The sequence below is a fragment of the Nonomuraea sp. H19 genome (genome assembly GCF_052068215.1).
In the GTDB taxonomy this organism is placed as follows: Bacteria; Actinomycetota; Actinomycetes; order Streptosporangiales; family Streptosporangiaceae; genus Nonomuraea.
Genome location: NZ_JBQHCV010000002.1, coordinates 503,210 through 523,099 on the forward strand (window position 1 = coordinate 503,210; position 19,890 = coordinate 523,099).

At 70.0% G+C, this 19,890-nt stretch carries 11 protein-coding genes and 1 pseudogene; 6 read left to right on the forward strand and 6 right to left on the reverse strand.

The features are described 5' to 3' along the window. Positions 1–71: 71 nt before the first annotated feature. A complete protein-coding gene (locus tag ACTMTI_RS06095) occupies positions 72–3,302 on the reverse strand; it encodes an ATP-binding protein (protein ID WP_441118649.1) in 3,231 nt (1,076 codons plus the stop codon). Positions 3,303–3,410: 108 nt separating this feature from the next. Between ACTMTI_RS06095 and ACTMTI_RS06100 the strand changes: the two genes are divergently transcribed. The 3 genes from ACTMTI_RS06100 to ACTMTI_RS06110 all read left to right on the forward strand — a co-directional run bounded on the left by ACTMTI_RS06100 (position 3,411) and on the right by ACTMTI_RS06110 (position 5,780). Next, positions 3,411–4,172 (forward strand): SDR family oxidoreductase, encoded by a 762-nt coding sequence (locus ACTMTI_RS06100; RefSeq protein WP_441118651.1) that lies wholly within the window; start codon positions 3,411–3,413, stop codon positions 4,170–4,172. Continuing rightward, positions 4,172–4,603, forward strand: a complete 432-nt coding sequence (locus ACTMTI_RS06105) for a nitroreductase/quinone reductase family protein (protein ID WP_441118652.1) — start codon at positions 4,172–4,174, stop codon at positions 4,601–4,603. Before ACTMTI_RS06100 ends, ACTMTI_RS06105 begins: the two co-directional genes overlap by 1 nt. A gap of 112 nt (positions 4,604–4,715) precedes the next feature. Next, a complete protein-coding gene (locus ACTMTI_RS06110) occupies positions 4,716–5,780 on the forward strand; it encodes a serine hydrolase domain-containing protein (protein ID WP_441118653.1) in 1,065 nt (354 codons plus the stop codon). A 157-nt stretch (positions 5,781–5,937) separates the two neighbouring features. On the opposite strand, the gene ACTMTI_RS06115 is transcribed toward ACTMTI_RS06110, so the two are convergent. From ACTMTI_RS06115 to ACTMTI_RS06130, 4 genes are all read right to left on the reverse strand, one after another. Beyond that, on the reverse strand, positions 5,938–7,509 hold the full coding sequence (locus ACTMTI_RS06115) for an MDR family MFS transporter (RefSeq protein ID WP_441118655.1): 1,572 nt from the start codon (positions 7,507–7,509) through the stop codon (positions 5,938–5,940). A gap of 222 nt (positions 7,510–7,731) precedes the next feature. After that, a complete protein-coding gene (locus ACTMTI_RS06120; protein ID WP_441118656.1) occupies positions 7,732–9,237 on the reverse strand; it encodes a carboxylesterase/lipase family protein in 1,506 nt (501 codons plus the stop codon). A 164-nt stretch (positions 9,238–9,401) separates the two neighbouring features. Then, complete coding sequence (locus tag ACTMTI_RS06125) at positions 9,402–10,040, reverse strand: TetR/AcrR family transcriptional regulator (protein ID WP_441118657.1); 639 nt, start codon at positions 10,038–10,040, stop codon at positions 9,402–9,404. Next, entirely contained in the window at positions 10,018–11,049 is a 1,032-nt protein-coding gene (locus tag ACTMTI_RS06130) for a hypothetical protein (protein ID WP_441118659.1), read from the reverse strand. Before ACTMTI_RS06130 ends, ACTMTI_RS06125 begins: the two co-directional genes overlap by 23 nt. Positions 11,050–11,706: 657 nt before the next feature. Here ACTMTI_RS06130 and ACTMTI_RS06135 point away from each other — a divergent pair. Together ACTMTI_RS06135 and ACTMTI_RS06140 are read left to right on the forward strand one after the other, a co-directional pair. Beyond that, positions 11,707–12,732, forward strand: a complete 1,026-nt coding sequence (locus ACTMTI_RS06135) for an ATP-binding cassette domain-containing protein (protein WP_441118660.1) — start codon at positions 11,707–11,709, stop codon at positions 12,730–12,732. Continuing rightward, positions 12,729–13,565, forward strand: a complete 837-nt coding sequence (locus ACTMTI_RS06140) for an ABC transporter permease (protein WP_441118661.1) — start codon at positions 12,729–12,731, stop codon at positions 13,563–13,565. Before ACTMTI_RS06135 ends, ACTMTI_RS06140 begins: the two co-directional genes overlap by 4 nt. A gap of 1,695 nt (positions 13,566–15,260) precedes the next feature. Here the strand turns inward: ACTMTI_RS06140 and ACTMTI_RS06145 are convergent. Next, positions 15,261–16,631, reverse strand: a pseudogene (locus tag ACTMTI_RS06145) (ATP-binding protein); the annotation flags it as partial. 741 nt (positions 16,632–17,372) lie between these two features. Between ACTMTI_RS06145 and ACTMTI_RS06150 the strand changes: the two are divergent. Further along, positions 17,373–19,361 (forward strand): sugar transferase, encoded by a 1,989-nt coding sequence (locus ACTMTI_RS06150; RefSeq protein ID WP_441118663.1) that lies wholly within the window; start codon positions 17,373–17,375, stop codon positions 19,359–19,361. Positions 19,362–19,890: the final 529 nt, after the last annotated feature.

Sequence of the window (19,890 nt, forward strand, 5' to 3'; positions counted from 1 at the left end):
ACGTTCATCGAGGTGGTCACCAGGGGACCCGGTTGGCGCGGGTCGCGGGGCGGATGTCCTCGCGGTCGTGGCTATTCGACGGGTTGAGCGGCGCCCGCAGCGGACTCGGAGGCGAAGAGCTCCTCGCCGAGGGCGCGGCGGACCGCCGCCGTGATGCGGTCGACGTCGCCGCGTTCGGCCGGCGGTAGCGGAGCGCCGGCGGATGCCCGCGCGGCGGCGGCCGTACCGAGGAGCCAGGCCGCCCGCTGATGACGGCCGGCGAGCGCGTGGGCCCCGGCGAGCCCTTCCAGGGCGAGCGCGATGGCCCGGGGGTCGCCGGTTGCGCGGGCCGCGGCGTGTCCTTCCTCGTGCAGGGCCATGGCCGCACGGGCGTCGCCGCGCTGCTCGGCGATGAAGCCCAGCTCGGCCAGGATCAGCGCGGTCCCGTTGTCCGGGGCGATCTGGCGATTCCAGTCGAGCCAGGTGCGCAGGCGCGCCTCGGCCTCGTCCAGCCTGCCCTGGCGGCGGGCGCCGAGAGCCAGGCCGATCTCGGCGAGCTCCTGGGCGAGGGTGTTCGACTGCTGCGCCGCCTGCTCCAGGGCGCGGAGGTGGAACTCCCCGGCCGCGGCGTGGTCTCCCATGAGCAGCGCGGTACGGCCGAGGGCCGACAGCCGGTACGACATCTCGCTCCACAGCCCGAGTTCCTCGGCCATGCGCAGACCGTCCCGGCGCAGGCGCATCGCCCGGTCGTAGTCCCCGGTGATCTCGGCCAGCGTGCCCAGCAGGTTAGCGGCCTGGATCTGGCCCCACCGGTCGCCGACGTCCCGGAACATCTCCAGGCTGCGCGAGCCGTCGCGTTCCAGCGTAGCCAGGTCGCCGCGAACCAGGGCGTGCTTGGCGCGGCTCATCAGCGCGGCGGCTACGCCCCAGCGGTCGCCCGCGGCCCGGAACTCGGTCAGCGCCTGTCGGACCCCGGCCTCGACGGCGGCCAGATCGCCGAAGTCGATCGACGCGTGGGCCCGCAACCACCCCGCCATGGCGCTCGCGGCGCCACCTGATGCCGCCCCGTTCCCGGCTTCGGCCGGCTGCCCTGCCCGCTCGTCCTGGGGCTGTGGACCGGTGCCGGCCAACATCGCCAAGCCCGTTCGCCAGGTCTCCGCCGTGGCCCGCGCTTCGAAGGTGGCTGCGTCGTCGGCCTCCAGCGCCGCGGTCAGTGCGCAACGTCCCTCCCCGAGCCGGCCCGTCAGAACCCAGTACCAGGCCAGGGAGTTGGCCAGGCGGATCGCCGCATCGCCGGCGCCGTCGTGGATGGCGCCGTCGAGTGCGGCGCGCAGATTGGCGGCCTCGGCGTCCAGCCGCCGCAGCCACAGCCGCTGGTCGTGCCCGCGCAACCGCGGCTCGGCACGTTCGGCCAGACCGGTGTAGTGATCGCGGTGCCGCCGCCTGACCAGGTCGAGTTCTCCTGCCTCGCCCAGGCGCTCCAGGCAGTAGGCGGCGATGGACTCCAGCAGCCGGTATCGGGGCGTGCCGCCGTCGTCCGCCATGACGACCAGAGACCGGTCCACCAGGCGGCCGAGCAGGTCCGCCAGGTCCGCCGCGGCCACGCCATCGCCCGCGCAGGCGCGCTCCACCGACTCCAGCGTGCATCCGCCGACGTGGACGGCCAACCGGCGCAGCAGGACGCGTTCGGGCTCGGTGAGCAGGCTCCAGCTCCAGTCGATCACCGCGCGCAGGGTCCGCTGCCGGGCCGGGACGTCGCGCTGCCGCCCCGCCAGCAGCCGGAACCGGTCGTCCAGCCGGTTCTCCAGCTCGTGCACACCTAGCGTGCGGACCTTGGCGGCGGCCAGCTCGAGCGCCAGCGGGATGCCGTCGAGCCGGCGGCAGATCGCCTCGATGGCCTCGGCGTTGCCCGCGTCCAGGGCGAACCCCGGCGCGGTGGCCGCCGCCCTGGTCACGAACAGCCGGACCGCGCCGGACGCCTCCAGACCGGCCACGCCGGCGCCGGGAGCGGGGAGGTCCAGCGGCGGCACCGGCAGCAGTGCCTCGCCGGACAGTTCCAAGGGCTCCCGGCTGGTGGCCAGGATGCGCAGGCCGGGCGCGGCCTTGAGCAGTCGGTCGCAAAGGGCGGCGACGGGCTCGACGACGTGTTCGCAGCCGTCGAGCAGCACCAGCGCGCGCTTGTCCCGCAGCGCGGAGACGAGCCGTTCGGCCTGGTCGGCCGGGCCGTTGCCGTCGTCGCGCAGGCCGATGGCGCGGGCGATCGTCTCGGCCAGCTCCGTCTCTCGCGCGGAGCGTTCCAGCGCTCCAAGCTCGACCAGCCACACCCCGTCAGGTACGTCGCCGAGCGCCTGCCCGGCCGCCTCCACCGCCAGCCGGGTCTTCCCCACGCCGCCCGGGCCGGTCAGCGTCACCAGCCGTGCCTGCGCCAGCAGTGACGAGGTGCGGACGACGGCCTCGTCACGGCCGATGAGTTCGGTACGCGGTGCGGGCAGGTTCGTCCGCGAACGGCCGGCGGCCTCCGGCGTGCGGCCCTGCCCGTGAACCGCCTGGCGGAGAGCGGCAGGCGGCGCAGCCCTCAGCGCGGGGTCCTGGCGGAGTACCGCCTGGTGGAGGGCGGCCAGCTCCGGAGCGGGCTCGACGCCGAGCTCCGCGTCGAGCAGGTCGCGCAGCTCCCGGTAACTGGCCAGCGCCTCGGCCTGCCTGCCCGCGCCGTACAGGGCCCGGACGTGCGCCGCCCGCAGCCGCTCCCGCAGCGGATGGCGGGTCACCAGGTCGCCGAGCTCCGCGGTCAGCAGGCTGTGGTCGCCGAGGTCCAGCCGCGCTTCTGCCAGGTGTTCCAGGGCGACCAGCCGCTCCTCCTCCAGCCGCGCGGCCGGCGCGCGGGCGAACTCCAGGTCGGAGAAGTCGGCGAACGCCTGACCGCGCCACAGGGCCAGGGCGTCCGTCAGCAGCGTGGCCCGCTCCCGCGGGTCCTCGGTCCCGTACGCGCGGGCGACGAGTGCCGCGAAGTCCCCGGCGTCCACCGCATCCGGGCCCACGCGTACGGCGAACCCCGCCGGCTCCGACGTCACGAGGTCGCGTCCGCCCGGCTCGGCGTCCTCCAGGGCCCGGCGTAGCTGCGACACCTTGGTATGCAGAACCGCGGCGGGTTTGGCCGGCAGCCGCTCGCCCCACAGGTCGTCGATCAGCCGGTCGGCGGGCACCGTCCGGCCCCGGCGCGCCAGCAGGGCGGCGAGCAGCAGCCGGACTTTGGCCTCCGGCACGCGCAAGTGCCTGCCGTCCGCCGTCCACACCGCCAGCGGACCGAGCACCCCGAAGCGCATGCCGTCACAGTAGCCGAGCGAAACGGATCCAGAAGTCCACCACAATCCCGCCGAAAGCCGCCTGCGCCACTGTGGAAGCACTAGATCGCCATATGAAGGACAATGATCATGACGCGATACGCAGGCAAGAAGGCCGTCATCACGGGCGGCACGCACGGCATGGGACTGGCCATCGCCAAGGCCCTGGTGGACGGTGGCGCGGAGGTCCTGGTAACCGGCCGAAACGAGGCCGCACTCGCACGGGCCCGCGCGGAGCTCGGGGCCGCCGGGCACGCGGTGCGCTCCGACGCTGCCGACCTGGCGGACATCGACGCCCTCGGGGCGCAGGTCGAGAGCACGTTCGGCCGGATCGACGCCGTGTTCGTCAATCACGGCATCGCCGAGCCGGAGATGCTGGAGCAGGTGACGGAGGCGTCCTACGACCGCCACTTCGACATCAACGCCAAGGGCTCCTTCTTCACCGTCCAGCGGCTGGCCCCGCTCATCGGCGACGGCGGCGCGATCATCCTCACAACTGTCGCCAACGACCGCGTGTTCCCCGGTATGAGCGCCTATTCCGGCTCGAAGGAGGCGTTGCGGGCGTTCGCCCAGGTGTGGGCGGCCGAGTTCCTGCCCCGGCGGATCCGGGTCAACGCGGTGGCGCCCGGGTTCATCAAGACTCCCACCATGGGCGTGGCCGGGATGTCGGAGGAGGAGCGGGCCGCGTTCGAGAAGCAGGGTGACGAGGTGACGCCCCTGGGCCGCAACGGCACCGTGGAAGAGGTGGCCACGGCGGCGCTCTTCCTGGCGTTCGACGCGACCTTCAGCACGAACGTCGAGCTCGCGGTCGATGGCGGGTTCGCCCAGGGCATCACCGCGGGGGACCATTGATGTGGGACGACGCCGCGGACAGCCCCGACCCCTCGGTCGCCGGGCACGTCCGCCGCTACCTGGCCACGGAGGGCCGTGACGGCTACCTGGAAGGAGGGGTGACGAACCTCGTCCTGACCGTCAAGGGCAGGAAGTCGGGCCGGTGGCTGCGCACGGGGCTGTTCTTCGGCGAGGACGACGGCCGCTACGTCCTGGTCGCGTCCGGCTCGGCCGTGACCCACACGCACCCCGCGTGGTACCTCAACGTGGTGGCGAACCCGGAGGTCGGCGTGCAGATTCTCGGCGAGCGGTTCGCCGCCCGCGCGCGTACCGCCGAAGGGCCGGAACGGGAGCGGCTCTGGCGCGTGATGACCGAGCTCGCGCCGGTCTACCGGACCTACGAGGCCAGAAGCCGCAGGCGGATCCCCGTCGTGGTCCTGGAGCACATCTGACTCCCTGATCCAGCTAAGCAACCGGAGTTGACTAGCCCTAAATTAGTCAACTACGGTTGCTTGCGTGCCTGCGCGGAACCCCCGCGTCCTGGGCGCGAACAAGGAGATGGGAATGCGTAAGTTCGGTAGGAGCGGTCTGCTCGTCCTCGCCCTGGCCGTGGCAGGGAGCGCCATGACGACCACGGGGGCCTCCGCGGCGACGGGCCGCCATGACAACCTCCAGCGGGTCCTGGACCAAGCCGTGGCGGGCGGCGGCGTTCCCGGGATCGTGGCCGACGTCCGCGACGGCCGTACGCGATGGTTCGGGACGGCAGGTGTGGCTGACATCGAGACCCGCCGCAAGCGGCAGCCGCAGGAACGGTTCCGCATCGGCAGCCTGACCAAGGCGTTCACGGCCACCGTGGTCCTGCGACTCGTGGCGGAGCGCAAGCTGAGCCTGGACGACACGGTGGCTGAGTGGGCGCCCGGCATGGCCGAGCAGGCAGGGGCGGACGGCCGCACGATCGCCATCCGGCAGCTGCTCAACCACACAAGCGGCATCCCCGACGCCATCCCCGGCCAGGAGAGCCCGGCACCGGAGAAGCCGGGGAAACGCTTCATCTACTCCAAGGTCAACTACACCCTGGCCGGGTTGATCATCGAGAAGGTGACGGGGGCGAAGCTGTCCGACGAGATCGCGCGGCGCATCGCCCGTCCACTCGGTCTGACGGGCACCTACCTGCCGGAACAGGAGACCGCGATCCGCGGCCCGCACCCGCGCCACTACACCAAGCTTCCTGACGGGACGATCCAGGACGTGACCGAGCTGGACCTGAGCTGGGCCTGGGCGGCCGGCGGCATGGTCTCGACGACCGCGGACATCCACCGATTCATGGGGGCGCTGCTGGGCGGGCGTTTGCTTCCGGCGGCGCAGCAGCGGGAGATGTTCACCATGGTGTCGACGAAGGGGGCGGACTGGATCCCCGGGACCCGGTACGGGCTGGGCGTCTACTCCCAGGAGCTCCCGTGCGGGGCGACGGTCTGGGGCGGTGGCGGCTCGATCTTCGGTTCGTGGACGTACGCGATGGGCAGCCGCGACGGCGGGCACCTGGTCGTGACCAACATGAACGGCGACTGGAACGACCCGATGACCACGTCCGTCAACCTGCTCCAGGCACGATTCTGCGCCCGCCACTGATTCCCGCCAGCCCCTGGCAGGGTCCCATGTCCGCCACCTTCATCGACGGCGTTCGCGTGTCGTCGTGGCCGCCATCATCGCGCCCCTCGTCCTGCGCGATGCCAAGAAGAGGGGCTACGGCACGGTGGAGCAGAAGCGGCGTCCCACTCCACCGACGTCACGCCGGTTTCATCGAACCGGATTCCTCGAGCTCGCCGGTGCTGTCCGCGCGGGCCGGTAGGAGCAAGGCGGTGACGACCACGACCACGGACAGCACCGCGCCGATGATGAAGGCCAGCCGCATGCCGTCGAGGTTGGCGAGCTGCTCCGCAACCCCCGCGGATCTCAGGACATCGGCTCGCGCGCTCATCACGGTGATCACGAGCGCGGTGCCGATGGCCGCGGAGACCTGTTGCAGCGTGCTCAGGATCGAGCTGCCGTGGGAGTAGAGCGGCGGCGGAACTGCTCCGAGCCCGAGGGTGAATACCGGGGTGAAGGTCGCGGCCAGACTCACCATCAGCAGCGCGTGCAGACCGAGGAGCTGCCAGAACGGCATGGTCATCGTGACCTGGGTGAAGCCGGCGAGCGCGAGCGTGATCCCGATCGCGCCGGGGATGACCAGAACCCGGCCGCCGAACTGGTCGAACAGGCGGCCGACGGTCGGACCGAGCAGCCCCATCGCGAGGCCGCCCGGCATCACGAGGAGTCCGGTCTGCAGGGCGCTGAGCTCGCGGACGTTCTGCAGGTACAGCGGCAGCAAGATCATCGAGCCGAGCATCGCCATGAAGGCCACCGACATCAGGATCAGCGCGACCGTGTAGGTGCGGTGGCGCAGCGTACGCAGGTCCAACAGCGGCACGCCGCGCTTCTGCAACGACAGCTGGCGGACGACGAAGACGGCGATGGCGACCAGGCCGGCCGCCACGATCGCGGCGGCAACGCGGACATCACCGCCCTCAAACCGGCTGAGCCCGTAGACCAGGCCGCCGAAGCCCGCAGCCGCGGTCACCACGCTCAACCAGTCGATGGTGCTGAACTGGGGCTCTCCGACGTTCTTGAGCTGCTTCAGGCCGCGCCATGTGATCACGGCGGCGATGGGGAGCACCACGGCGAACAGCAGCCGCCAGGACCCGAATTGGAGGATGACTCCCGAGACCGCCGGGCCCATTGCGGGCGCGACCGAGATGGCCAGGGTGACGTTGCCCATCACCCGGCCCCGGTCCGCCTCGGGCACCACCTGCATCAGCGTGGTCATCAGCAGTGGCATCATCACGGCCGTCCCGGACGCCTGGATGATGCGGGCGCCCAGCAGCAGCTCGAACGTCGGCGCGACGGCGGCCAACGCCGTGCCGAGCAGGAACAAACCCATCGCGGTGGCGTACGCGTGGCGGGTGGACACCCGCTGCAGGAACCATCCGGTGATCGGGATGACGGCGGCCATGGTCAGCATGAAGGCGGTCGAGAGCCACTGCGCGGTCTGCTCGGTGATGTGCAGCGCGCCCATCAGCCGAGGGATCGCATTGATCATGATCGTCTCGTTGAGGATGACCACGAACGTGGCGAGCACCAGCAGCCGGATCACGGCCGGGGTGCGACCTGAAACGGCGGCCGCGGGTTTGGCGGGTGAGTCGAGCTGTGGGCTGGGCACGGCACCTCGATTGGGGTTGTCTGACATGACACGGTCGTGGCTGGAGTCCCAGCCTTGGGTCCCACTAGAAGTTGTGGTCATGCACAGACTGACCTGCGCCACCGACAAAACCCATCGACCCCACACAACATTCCGGCAAGTGATGCGAAATGTCACCCGATTTTCACCGGGCGACGATCTCCAGATCGTGCGAAGGAGCACTCGTATCGCTCCATGGCCTGGGTGAACACCTCGCACGCCACACGTCCCGAGGGCTGGGCCACCACGGCAGCGAGCACTAGGAACCTCGGCCCTTCTCTCCCGGCTTCGGCGGACAGACACCTCTCAGGGCATGCGTGCCCAGAAGTCGAGGTGGTGTTCGGCCGGATAGTTCGTGGCACCGATGTGTTCGGGTGTCAGGGACTGCACATGGCCGCTGCCGAGGCCAGGCCAGACGGGCAGACCTGAGCAGGTGGGATCGCCGTGGGCGGCGAAGGCCGTCCAGTAGCGGTTCATCCGGTCGCCGAGCCGGCGTTGTGCGGCCGACAGCGCCGGTGCGCCGGGGAAATCCAGTTGGTACGCCAGGTCGCTGGAGTGCTGGGCGCCGGTGGGGAAGTCGGGAAAGGGGATGAGCGGCGGGGCGTTCCGGTCGGCGAACTCGTAGAACCAGGTCGGGGTGTGTGCGGCGAAGGTCCGGCCGAGGGTCCAGGCCGGCCGGGCCCAGGCTCGGTCGGTGCAGATCTGCGCCCAGGCGAGGGCCGGGGTGGGGAAGCGGTCGAGCGAGTACTGTTCGGCGACGGCGTGGGCGGCGTCGCCGAACGCTTCGGCGAGCAGGGCCGGATAGCGTTCAGCGGTGACCGGGTTCCCAGCGAGCTGGGAGAAGAGGCCAACGAAGAACCGCGCTTCGTCGCGGGTGGTGCCCAGCATCAGCGGTATTTTGTGGAAACGTCCGGCGAGCAGAGCCTGCTCGGGGGAGCCGGGCAGGACGGAGCCGCCGAAGGCCGGTCGGATGAAGGCGGCCGAGGCCTGGAGCAGGTCCGCCACCGGGACCTGCCGGAGCTGCGCGAGGGCCGCTTCGGGAGTGCTGCCCGGGGTGACCCAGCCGTGCTGGGCCGCGGTGGCGGCGCCGAGCCGGTCGAGTTCGGCCGTGGGGATCCATCGTGGCGGGAGTGCGGGAACGCCGGGAATGAGGGTGTGCGCCGGGGTCGAGTCGAGCACCGCGAAGGCGCTCTGCAGGATCGCGCGGTGGAACAGCCCGGCCGACGCGGGTGACGTCAGGTGGGCGGCGATCATCAGGGCTCCGTAGGACTCTCCGGCGAGGGTCACCTTGGCCGGGTCGCCGCCGAAGCGCGTGATTTCGCGCTGCACCCAGCGCAGTGCGGCCTGCTGGTCCTGCAAGCCGTAGGTGCCGCCATCGGTCAGGCCGGGGTGGCCGAAGCAGCCGAGCACGCCGAGCCGGAAGTTCGGCGCCACGACGACGACGTCACCGGCGAGGGCAAGCCGCCGGAAGTCGTAGCCGGCGGCGGTTCCGTTCGTGCCGCCGCCGCCGTGCAGCCACACCACGACCGGGCGGCCGGTGCCCGGGGTCCCCGGCACGGTGACGTCCAGGGTCAGGCAGTCCTCGTCGAGGGAGGTGATGTCGGCGAAGGACTGGGCCAGCTGGGGTGCGGGGGTCGCGGGCTCGGTCGCGTCCCGGATCTGTGGCCATGGCGCGACGGGCGCGGGCGGCCGCCATCGCCGCTCCCCGATCGGTGGTGCGGCGTAGGGGATGCCGTGAAATGTCAGGTGACTGTCGTGCCGACGGCCGCGGACGGCGCCGCTGCTCAGCTGCACGGTCGCGGACGGGCTCATCGCGTGTGCCTTCCGGCCTGCGGGCGGGTACGGATGGTCGCCGCGCGGGACCGAGGTAGCAATATGATCATATTGCTACCATAGCAGTACGACCTTATTGTTTTCGTGTGGCGATCGTGCGCAGCGTCATCGCGGAGACGTCCGGTGATCGTACGCAGCGCGCGTCACCGCGGGGATGCCCGGCGATCGTGCGCAGCGCAGCGCCCGGTGAACACCGTGGCGACGGACAGGCGGAGCACGTCGCATGCCGGAAAGGAGCCCGCGCCCGACAGCGCGACCTGATCGGCCAGCCCTTGCACGGTCGCCAGAATCATGCGGGCGGCGAGCCCCGCGTCGACGCCGGGCTCGACCTCGCCGCACCGCCTGCCGTTCTCGATCGCCGCCGTGACATGGTCGAGCATGTCACCGCCGGCCCGGCGGGCGACCTCGGCGAGCCCGGCGTGATGCAGGGCCTGGGCCTGCAACCCCTGCCGGACGCGGTACTCGACCTCCCGCTCCGGGTCCAGCGGCAGCAACTCGGCCAGGCTGTTGAGCAGCAGGTCCCCGATCGGCAGACCGGCAGCCTCACCGTCGCGGACCCGGATCTGCACCCGCTCGCTCATCCGGCTCACAGCATCTTCGAACGCGAACCGCAGCAGCACGTCCTTGCTGGAGAAGTAGTGCTGGATGAGCCCGACCGAGATCCCGGCCTCGGCCGCCACCCGCGAGAACGAGACGCCGGCCACGCCCTCCACGGCGAGCAGCCGCTGAAACGCCCGCGCGATCTGGGCCCGACGTTCATCATGATCGGCAACCCGCGGCACCCCGACATGCTACAGCCGCACCGCGTTCGTACGCGGTCTCCAAGACCTGCTTACGGGCCCCAGACTCTTGAGGGAGCGTCACCAGTGTGGAGCGCGACGGAGAACACGCGCCCAGCTCCGCGAACACGTCGGCCACCCCGTACAGCCGGCGCGGCACCCGCTCGATCGGCGCCACCCGGCTGACCTTCCGCGCCAGCGCGGCCGCCTGGACCAGCGCGCGGCGGCGCCCGTGGGCGGCGCCGACCGAGCACGGCCGCCCCACGACCTCGGCGACCGCCCGCACCAGCGCCAGCCCGGACTCCTCGGCCGCCGCCCGGCGCTCCGGCCGCGTCGCGTGATACGGCACCAGCGCCACGAACTCGTCCGGTTCCTGCCACCCGAACGGCATGCGGTGCCGCTGCAGCAGGGTGCACATGACTTCCTCCCGGCATTTCTTCGGCGGCTCCGTGGCCACCCGCACCACCGTGACCAGATGGTGCTCGGCCACCGCCATCCCGAGGCTGCCGGCCAGCTCGCCGGCCATCGGGTCGTCGTGCAGCACCATGGTGGCCAGCAGGTGGACGCGCGATGCCGTCGGCAGGAACCGCTCGTACCCCCGGAAGTAGCCGCGGGTGTAGGCAGCCTGCGCCGCCGTGCCGTGCCGGGCCAGCCAGTCGATCACGCGCATCGTGTCGGTCAGATCGCCGGGTCCGGCCGCCTCGGAGATCTCCCGCAGTGTGAAGGCGGCGTGCAGCGCGAGCGCACCGCGCTGGCAGGCCGGTGCCACGCCCTGCGTGCCGCGCTGCTCGCCGACCGACTCGATGAAGGCCAGGTCGCTTTCCAGCAGCGGCTCGCCGGAGGCGGCCAGCTCGGCCGTCCGGCGCCGTACGACGACCGCGAACTCCATCATCGACCCCCGCGATCTGGGCTCGATCGCCTGGAAGCCGGCGATCTCGCCGACGCAGGCGTCCACCACTTTCCTCGCGTTGTCCTCGGCCCGGCGTCTGAGCATGCCGAAGAGGTCCCCCATGTTGAATTCTCCCCGTGACGTCGCCGTTGTTCATGTCTCCCTGAAACGCGCAGTCAGGTATTCGTCGGCCGCGTTGTTTCGTATCAGTGGGTTTTTCGGGCGTTGCCGGTCACCCCTCAGAAAAAGGCGCGGAGACAGGTACGGAAGGGGTGCTCCTGGATTTCGGACTACCGAATTGCGATGAAATTTTCATTTCGATGACGTACTTCCCGCGGCCCGCCGCCTGCTTGGAGTTGTCGGTGAGCCTCTGCGATGTTGGCCATCGCTAAGACGGTGTCGATCACGGGCGGATGCTTCCCGCCTCGGCGGACGCGGTGAGTTCGGCGATGCGACCGGGCACGCCGAGGCATGGGAGAGGGACGCAGGCCTGGTGAAGCTGCTCGAGTCCGCTACTGAGGGCCCCTTCCTCGCCCAGGCCGCGATGTCGGTGCCGTGCGGTCGTATGTGCCGGTGTTGCTGTACGGCACTGCTGGACACCACGTCCATGGACAGGACCCATGTCTCTGCCTGGCAAGGGATGCAGCCAAGGTAGGCCCGAAACCCGCACTAGGCCGCCTGGACCAGGTTCTCGCCGAAGAACGCAATTCGCGGAGCTCCCGGCAACCGGTGAAACCCGGTCGAGGGTGCCGTGAAACCGGCGTCGCCAAGAGTGAAGCCATGAGCATCACAGAACTCGGACTTACCGGGGGCGGCCCGGCCCCCGACGCGGGCACCGATCTGGCCGTACGTGCCGAAGGGCTGGTGAAGACGTTCGGCGAGCACCGTGCCGTCGACGGGATCGACCTGGACGTACGCCCCGGTGAGATCTTCGGCGTCCTCGGCCCGAACGGCGCAGGCAAGACCACCACGCTACGGATGCTGGCCACCCTCTTGAAGATCGACGCGGGCCGTGCCGAGATCTTCGGGGTCGACGTGGCCGGCAACCCGCACGTGATCCGCCAACTGGTCGGCGTCACCGGACAGTACGCGTCGGTCGACGAGAACCTGACTGCCCGCGAGAACCTCTGGCTCTTCAGTCGCCTGCAGGGCATCGCCGCGCCGCGCGCCCGGCGCATCGCCACCGAGCTGCTGGGCCAGTTCGGCCTGGAGGAGGCCGCCGACAAACCGATCGCGCAGTTCTCCGGCGGCATGCGCCGGCGCCTCGACCTGGCAGCCAGCCTGATCACCAGGCCACCGCTGATCTTCCTCGACGAGCCGACCACCGGTCTCGATCCGCGCACGCGCGGCCAGATGTGGGACACCATCCGAGGGCTGGTCGCCGACGGCTGCACAGTGCTGCTGACCACGCAATATCTGGACGAGGCCGACCAGCTCGCCGATCGTATCGCCGTCATCGACCACGGCCGCAAAGTCGCCGAGGGCACCCCCGACGAGTTGAAGACCGCGGTCGGCAACTCCGCCCTCCAGTTGCTGCTCCCCGAGCCGGGCGAGGTGCCCGCGGCGGTGGAGGTCGTGCGGCGCGTCCTCGGCTCCGAACCGGTCCTCAGCCCGGAGCAGGGCCGCCTCAACGTCGCCCTCGACCGGGCCGACCTGGCCGCGGACGTACTGATCGCGCTGCGCACCGCCGGGGTGTCGATCTCCTCGGTGAGCGTGGCAAAGCCCAGCCTGGACGAGGTGTTCCTCGCCCTCACCGGCCACGAGACGGACGGGGACGGCGAGACCGGCACGGAGGAGAACCGATGAGCACCATGATCGCACCCGCCCGCGAGGCGGTCCGGGCCGCCGACCGCGTGGCGGCCGCCCGGCGGCGCGTCTCCATGGGGGAGACGCTCAGCCAGACCCTGACGATGGCGTGGCGGGCGGTCAAGAAGATGCTCCGCAATCCGGAGCAGTTCTTCGACGTGGCGCTGCAGCCCATCCTGTTCACCGCGATGTTCGCCTTCATCTTCGGCGGCGCCATCGCCGGCGACGTGGAGAGCTACCTCCCCCTGATGATCCCCGGCATCCTCGCCCAGACCGTGCTTACGACGTGCATGGCCACGGGCACGCAACTCCGCGAGGACATGGAGAAGGGTGTCTTCGACCGGTTCAAGTCGTTGCCGATCGCCCGGATCGCGCCGCTCGCCGGCCCGATGGTGGCCGACCTCCTGCGTTACACGATCGCGGCCACTCTGACGTTCGCCATGGGCCTGGTGATGGGCTACCGCCCGGGCGGCGGAGCGGGCGGCGTGCTCGCCGCCATCCTGCTGGCGATCTTCACGGGCTGGTCTCTGGCGTGGGTCTTCACCTGGGTCGGCACGATCGCCCGGAGCGCCCAGGCCGTGCAGGGCATCTCCATGATGATCTTGTTCCCGCTGACGTTCCTGTCGAACGCGTTCGTCCCCGTCGACACCCTGCCCGACTGGCTGGCCGCGTTCGTACGGATCAACCCGGTCTCACACCTGGTCACGGCCGCCCGCGACCTCGCCAACAGCGCCCTCGTCAGCGGAGAGGTGGCCTGGACACTCCTGGCGTGCCTGATCGTCATCGCGATCTTCGCGCCGCTGTCGGTACGCAGCTACAAACGGCACATGTGACCCCCGCCCGTCGCGGCCGGAGATCTGCTCGACGAGACTCCGCGCCTCGTCGAGCAGCTCGGAGCCGCGTCGATCGCCGTACTCGGCCCGCACAGCGGCGATCATCCCGGGCGCGGCCCGCTCCGCATACGGTTCGATCCGCTCGAAGGTCATGCTGGGCATGCTGTTGTTGTAGGCGAACCGCTCGGCCAGCACCAGTAACCCGATCGCGTCGCGGGCGGCCATGGCCCCCCGCAGCAGCCCCCAGGCGCCGAGCGCGAAGAGCATCGAGCCGCACAGCGGGTAGTCGAGGACGGGGTTTCCCACGGCCATCAGGTCGTAGCCCCGGACGGTGGAGAACAGCTCCTCGCCGTACCGGACGTCTTCCGGTGGGGCGTGGTACGCGTATGCCGTCAGGGCGACCGACTCCGCGAGGATCGTCCACGGCATGACCTCCGCGCGCGGCACCCCGGGCAGGCGCAGGTCGCGCGCCCGCTGGACGGCCAGGCGGTATTCCGCGAGCGCGGCGGCCGTCTCGCCGCGGGCGAGGGCGAGCTCGGCTGTGCACAACGAGACGATCGCCACCCCGCCGAGCACTGCCTCGTTGTCGTTGATCCGGATGATCTCGGCGAGCTCGGCCTCCGCGGTGTCGAGGTCGCCGTCGGCGAGCGCGGAGACCAACAGCACCGCGCGGAGCTGGATCTCGTCGTCGGTGGCGCCGAGCCGGCTCAACACCGGGATGGCGGTCCGCGCGTGTCCGACCGCCCGTCGGCGGTCGCCGAGCTGCATGACAAGGTGGGCCAGCACGGCGTGCGTGATCGCGGGGAGCCACGGCCCCACGTCCATGTCTCCGCGGAGCATCGTCAGGGTCCGCTCGGCGGCCTCGATCGCCCTGATCGCGTCTCCCGCGTTCTCCAAGACGTGGACGCTCGTCTGCGTCGCCGCAAAGGCCACGTCACGGTCGGCGCTCCGGCACAACTCCGCCAGCCGGCGGAGCACGTCGGCGCCTTGGGCACCGTCGCACGCGAGCACCACCGTGGCCATCGCCGCCAAGCGGGGATCCGTCGTGTCAGTGGTGGGCAGCGTACGGAGGAGGTCGCGCAGCGGATCGCTGCGGCGGTCCTCGATGATCATGGTGTTCATGAGCGTGATCAGCATGGCGGCCTTGGTCACCTCGACGAGGTACGGCGGCGGCACCCAGCCGTTGATCACCTGGGCGATCGCGTCCCGGTGAACGAGGATCCGGGGGTGGTCGCCACGGACCGACCACAGCGCGCCGACGCCGGCCACCAACTGGACCGTCGTGACGGGATCGGGCTCGCCGAGAGCCTGCCGGAGGAGATCGGCGAGGTTGCTCTCCTCGGCGCGCAACGCGTCGGCTGCCGCGAACTGCGCCGGGCTGAACAGCTTGGAGGCGTGTTCGAGGGCGTACGCCGTCGCCCAGGCCCGCTGCGCCGCCCGAGCGGGCGCCTCCTCGCCGGCCTCCTTCAGCCGTATCCGCCCAAACTCCCTGACGGTCTCCAGCATCCGGTAGCGGAGGCCGTACGTCGTCTCGCGGACGCTCAGCATCGACTGCTCGGTCAGCGCGTCCATGACGTGCAGGGCGTCCGGGCCGAGTACGTGCTCGGCCGCGGCCAGCGTGAAACCGTCGCCGAACAGCGACAACCACCGCAACGCCCGCCGTTCGGGCTCGTCCAGCAGATTCCACGACCAGTCGATGACCGCGAGCAGCGTCTGGTGCCGGTCGGGGGCCGTACGGTTCCCGCCGCGCAGCAGGGCGAACCGGTCCGCCAGGCGCCGAGAGATCTCCTCCACCGACATCACCCGCACCTTTGCCGCGGCCAGCTCGATCGCGAGCGGCAGCCCGTCGAGGCGGGCGACGACCTCCTCGACCACTCCCTCGTCGATCCGCACACCCGGGCGGGCGGCCGTGGCGCGCTGGCGGAACAACTCCACCGCGTCGCCCGTGGGCAGCTCGCCGAGCAGGTAGACGCGTTCGGCGGGGATCGACAAGGGGGCGCGCGAGGTGATGAGCACCCGCAGGTCGCGGGTCGTCACGGTCAAGAACGCCACCAGGTCGGCGACGGCCTCGATCACGTGCTCGCAGTTGTCCAGGATCAGCAGCGCCGGAGCCTGGTCGAGATGCTGGGCGATCCGGGCGCGAACGTCGGAGCGCTGCTCGGCGGTCAGAGCACGACGCCCGCTGACCGAGTCCCGAACCCCGAGCGCCGAGCCCACCTCGCCCACTACGCCCTCCGGCGAGGAGACGCCGACGAGTTCGACGAAGTGAGCGATGGGCTGCGCGGCGTTCCTGCCGACGACATGAGCCAGCCGCGTCTTGCCGAGCCCGCCAGGGCCGATGGTGGAGACCACCCTGTTGGTCTGCAACAGGGCGTGCACCGCACGGATGTCGTCGTCGCGGCCGAGCAGCGAGGAACTGTCGAACAGGATGCCCTCACGCACCGGCCGATCCGCGACGAGGAGTTCGGCGTACACGCGGACGAGCTCAGGCCCTGGTTCGGTGCCGAGCCGCGCGACCAGGCCCGCGCGATACCGTTCGTAGCGCTCCAGAGCAGCGGCGGCACCTCGTACGGCGGCCTCGCTGCGCAGCAGGCAGGCGAGCAGTTCCTCGTCGTGCGGCCGCTCGGCCGCGGCCTCCTCCAGCAGCGGCAGCGCACCCTCGTGAGCGCCGCTCCGGCCGCGCGCGATAGCCGCCACCCGTCGCGCCTCGGCCACCCACTCTGCTGCGACGCCCCTCAGCTCAGCGAGTGCGCCCGTGGCGCCATCCAAGCCGCCGGCCATGAGACCCATGGCCTCTTCGGCGCGGCGACGCGCGAGCGCCATGTCGTCCTCGCCCAGTGCGGCCCGTGCCTGCTCCACCAGCGCGCCAAGCAGCAGCGCGTCCACCTGACCAGCGGGCGGCCCGAGCCGGTACCCACGTGGGATCCGCACCACGACGTCGGCGCAGGTCGCCGCCCTGGTCCGCGAGACGACCACCTGCAGCGCCTTCGTTGGGTGGGCCGGCGCCTCGTCGGGCCACAACTCCTCGACCAGGCGCTCGTCACTAACCCCTGCACGCCCGTGCATGGCGAGCACGGCCAGCAGGGTCTGCGCGCGATCGCCGACCACGCGCACACCCCGCCAGCGGACGCCGTCGAGCAGGACCAGTGCGGGGGACACACCCTCAGCTTACGGACGAGTTCGGCGGTGTAGCCGCACTCCCGGCAGTCAGGGCGGTCATATGGGTGAGGACTACGGCCAAGTAGCGACGGGACCAGAGGGCGTTGACTCATGATCTTACTGGCTGTATAAATGGTGTATTTCATGTGGCATTCGTCCCGGGCGACGACATCGACATCTGATGTGGGGATCGCTTGCCTCGCATTTCTGCCTTAGTGGAAGGAGGATGCTAAATATGCGCCTTCGCACAGTTTCGTGGGTACAGGATTCTCCGTAGCCGCGGTCACGGGAGTTGGCGCTCCGGCGCCGCGCGGCAGCCCCACCCAGGCGACGGCCGCAGGCGACTGGGCCTTCGTTCACACTTACCCACCTACTCTGAGTGCATCGATACCGGCCAGACATACCAATGCGAAGGATGGAACTGCAAAATGCATCGGCTTTTGGTCGAACGAGCTCTTTATTCAGCAGTGGCAATTTAAGTCGCGGCTTCGTCTGGTCCCCAAGACGCTCGCCATCGGCGGGTGTGCTATGTCGCCGAACGCGCGTCAACCACCACTGCGTCGAGCCTTGCCGGCCGACAGTGAAGGCGGTCCCGCCATCCGTCGGCGTAGATGCTCCGTTAGAGATTGCGAGCGTTTGCTGTAGATCATGGAGTTGAGGAACATCGCCGCCAACGATCCGGCCCATGCGGGGGTACTGATATTCGACCCGGAGAACTGGATCAGCGCGGGCAAAGGCGTCCGGAAGGCCGCTGATGATCTGGCCGAGGGCGTGGACGAGTTCTGCCGGGCGATGGATGAGCGGCCCTTCGGTCAGGACGATCTAGGCCGGGCGCTGTTCGAGGGCGATCCCGAGGCGGGCCTGCCGGGGTTCGCTCGACTACGTGACGACCTGCTGAAAGACCTGGTCGGGGCGGTGAACCTGCTACGCGTGATGGCGGCCGGGATGGTCGTCGCCGGCTGCAGGTATGCCGCAACCGAGGACTTGAACGCCAGGATGATTGCCGCCGGGGGCAGATATGCCGAAGCCGGGGAGGCGACCACCGAGACCCCGTACGCGCAGGGGTGCCCGCGATGGCTGACGGATCCGGATGTGTACAAGCCCGAGCTGGGCCCGAGCGGTCTGCCGACGACCACACCAGCGCCTGCCTTCGTGAGCCAGGCGATCTGGTTCCTCGAATCTGTAGGAGCCGGGTCCGCGTGGCCGGATGGCGATCTCGCCGGTGTGGCGCGGCTGGTGTATGCCGCGACGACGGTGGGACGCGTGGTCGCCGACGTTCAGGAGCAGGTCGCCGGGCAGGCCGGGCGGGTGACCGGGGCCGGGTCCGGGCTGGCCACGGCTGTGTTCGGACGGGCCGCGCGGGTGGTGCACGGCGAGAATGGGCAGCTGGCGGACCTGCATCGGCGGTGCACGCATCTCGCCGACAGCGGCCAGATCGGCTACGACGCGATCGTGGAGGCCAGACGGCGATTCCTGGCATCCGCGGCGTTCGTGGTGACACTGATGCTCATCGCAAAGCTACTGGCCCCCCGGCTCGGCCCGCTCCTCGAGGTCGTGGTGAAAAAGCTGCTCCGAACGGAGGGCCAGGTACTGCGGATCATCTTGCTGATCATCCGTCAGGCGGCGTTGGGCGCGATGTACTCCGGCGGATTGAGCGCGATCAACCAGCTGTTCGCCACCGGCAGCATCGATGTCGGGAAGCTGGTTCGGGATATGTTGCACGGAGCGCTCGCCGGCGGGTTGATGGCCGGTGCGCACGCCGGGCTGCCCGCGTTGCTGCGCCGACGCGGACCCGCGCTCACCGGCCTGGCCGAGGCCATGGAGTCGGCCACATGGGAGCGGGCATTCTCCCGGATCATGGTCGGCGGGGCGGTGAGCTCAACCGTGCTGGCGACCACGGGATGGGCCAGCGGCGCAGGCTGGGATTGGAAGCACGCCGCTGAGATGGGCTTCGGCATGGCCGCACTCAGCACCGGCGCGGGTATCGCCGCTCGGTCCTGGCCTGCCCCAGGCTATGCGAGCCTGCGGGGCAGAGACTGGAAGCAGAGCCCGGCCAAGCGGTGGCATGACATCAAGTGGGCCACCGGGATTTTCCTGATCACTGCTCCCGCGAACGCCATCTACGCGCTCGCGAAGTTTCTCGAGGACGGAAGGAATCCCTTCTTCCTCCAGAAACGGGTTGGCCAGTTCGGCCGCGAGTTTGACATGGCCAAGGGCCGTACGATGAAGATAACCGACGGCACGAAAGGCGGTAGCGGCGAACGTACGATGGTCGGTGATGAGTGGTCGCAAACCACTCTCGACGAGACCGTCCAAATGCCCTTCAACGTCATTATCAAGGGAAACATGTCGGTCGTGAACGACCGACCGCTATTGATCCCCGACAGAGAGAGAACAATAGCGGCGCTCGGGCCCGTCCTGGGGCCACGCTGGAACGAAGCGGATCTGGCTGGAAAGCCCGGGTGGCTCGGCGCATTCCCCAACAAGACCGTCGAGCTAAATCTCAAGCAGGGGACATTCGCGTACGACCTTCAACGAGGCTTCACGGGCCTCTGGCATGACCAGCACGCGAGCCTGAAATTGGACCGGGAGATCGTCGGGAAATTCCTCTCCACTTACTGGAAGCGCATCCTCTAGGCTCGATCTCTCTCGCGAGGCCGAGGGCCGTAGGGCGCTCCTCGAAGCACTGGTGCGCCTCGCCGTGCGAGCCGCGTGGGAGCCCATCAAGAAGATGATCGACGCTACCGGAATCCCGGAGTTCCAACGGGCGTGTCGGATCCTCGCCGTCCTGATCTGCCCGGCACCCGAGAAGCATGAGGCCGTCCAGGACGGCGCCCTGCTTCCCTTGGCGAAAGTCTTCCCTGCGGACTGGATTCGCCGCCTACAGGAGGGTTTTGGCGGCGTCTGACCAGAGCGGCCGGCGGCTCGGAGGATACGAGCTGCTGTAGGAGACCGTCTGCATGCGGCTACGTAGCTGTACGACGCTGCTGTACGGCCACGAAAAGGCCCTCCGGAATGATCACGAAGGGCCTTTGACCTGGAGTGCGGCCGAGAGGACTCGAACTCCTACCCTTCTGATCTGTAGCCAGTTCGAGATCGTCTACGGGCGTCTACGGGCGTCTACGGGCGTCTACGGGCGTCAGAAAATGTCTGTTGAGAGGGAATC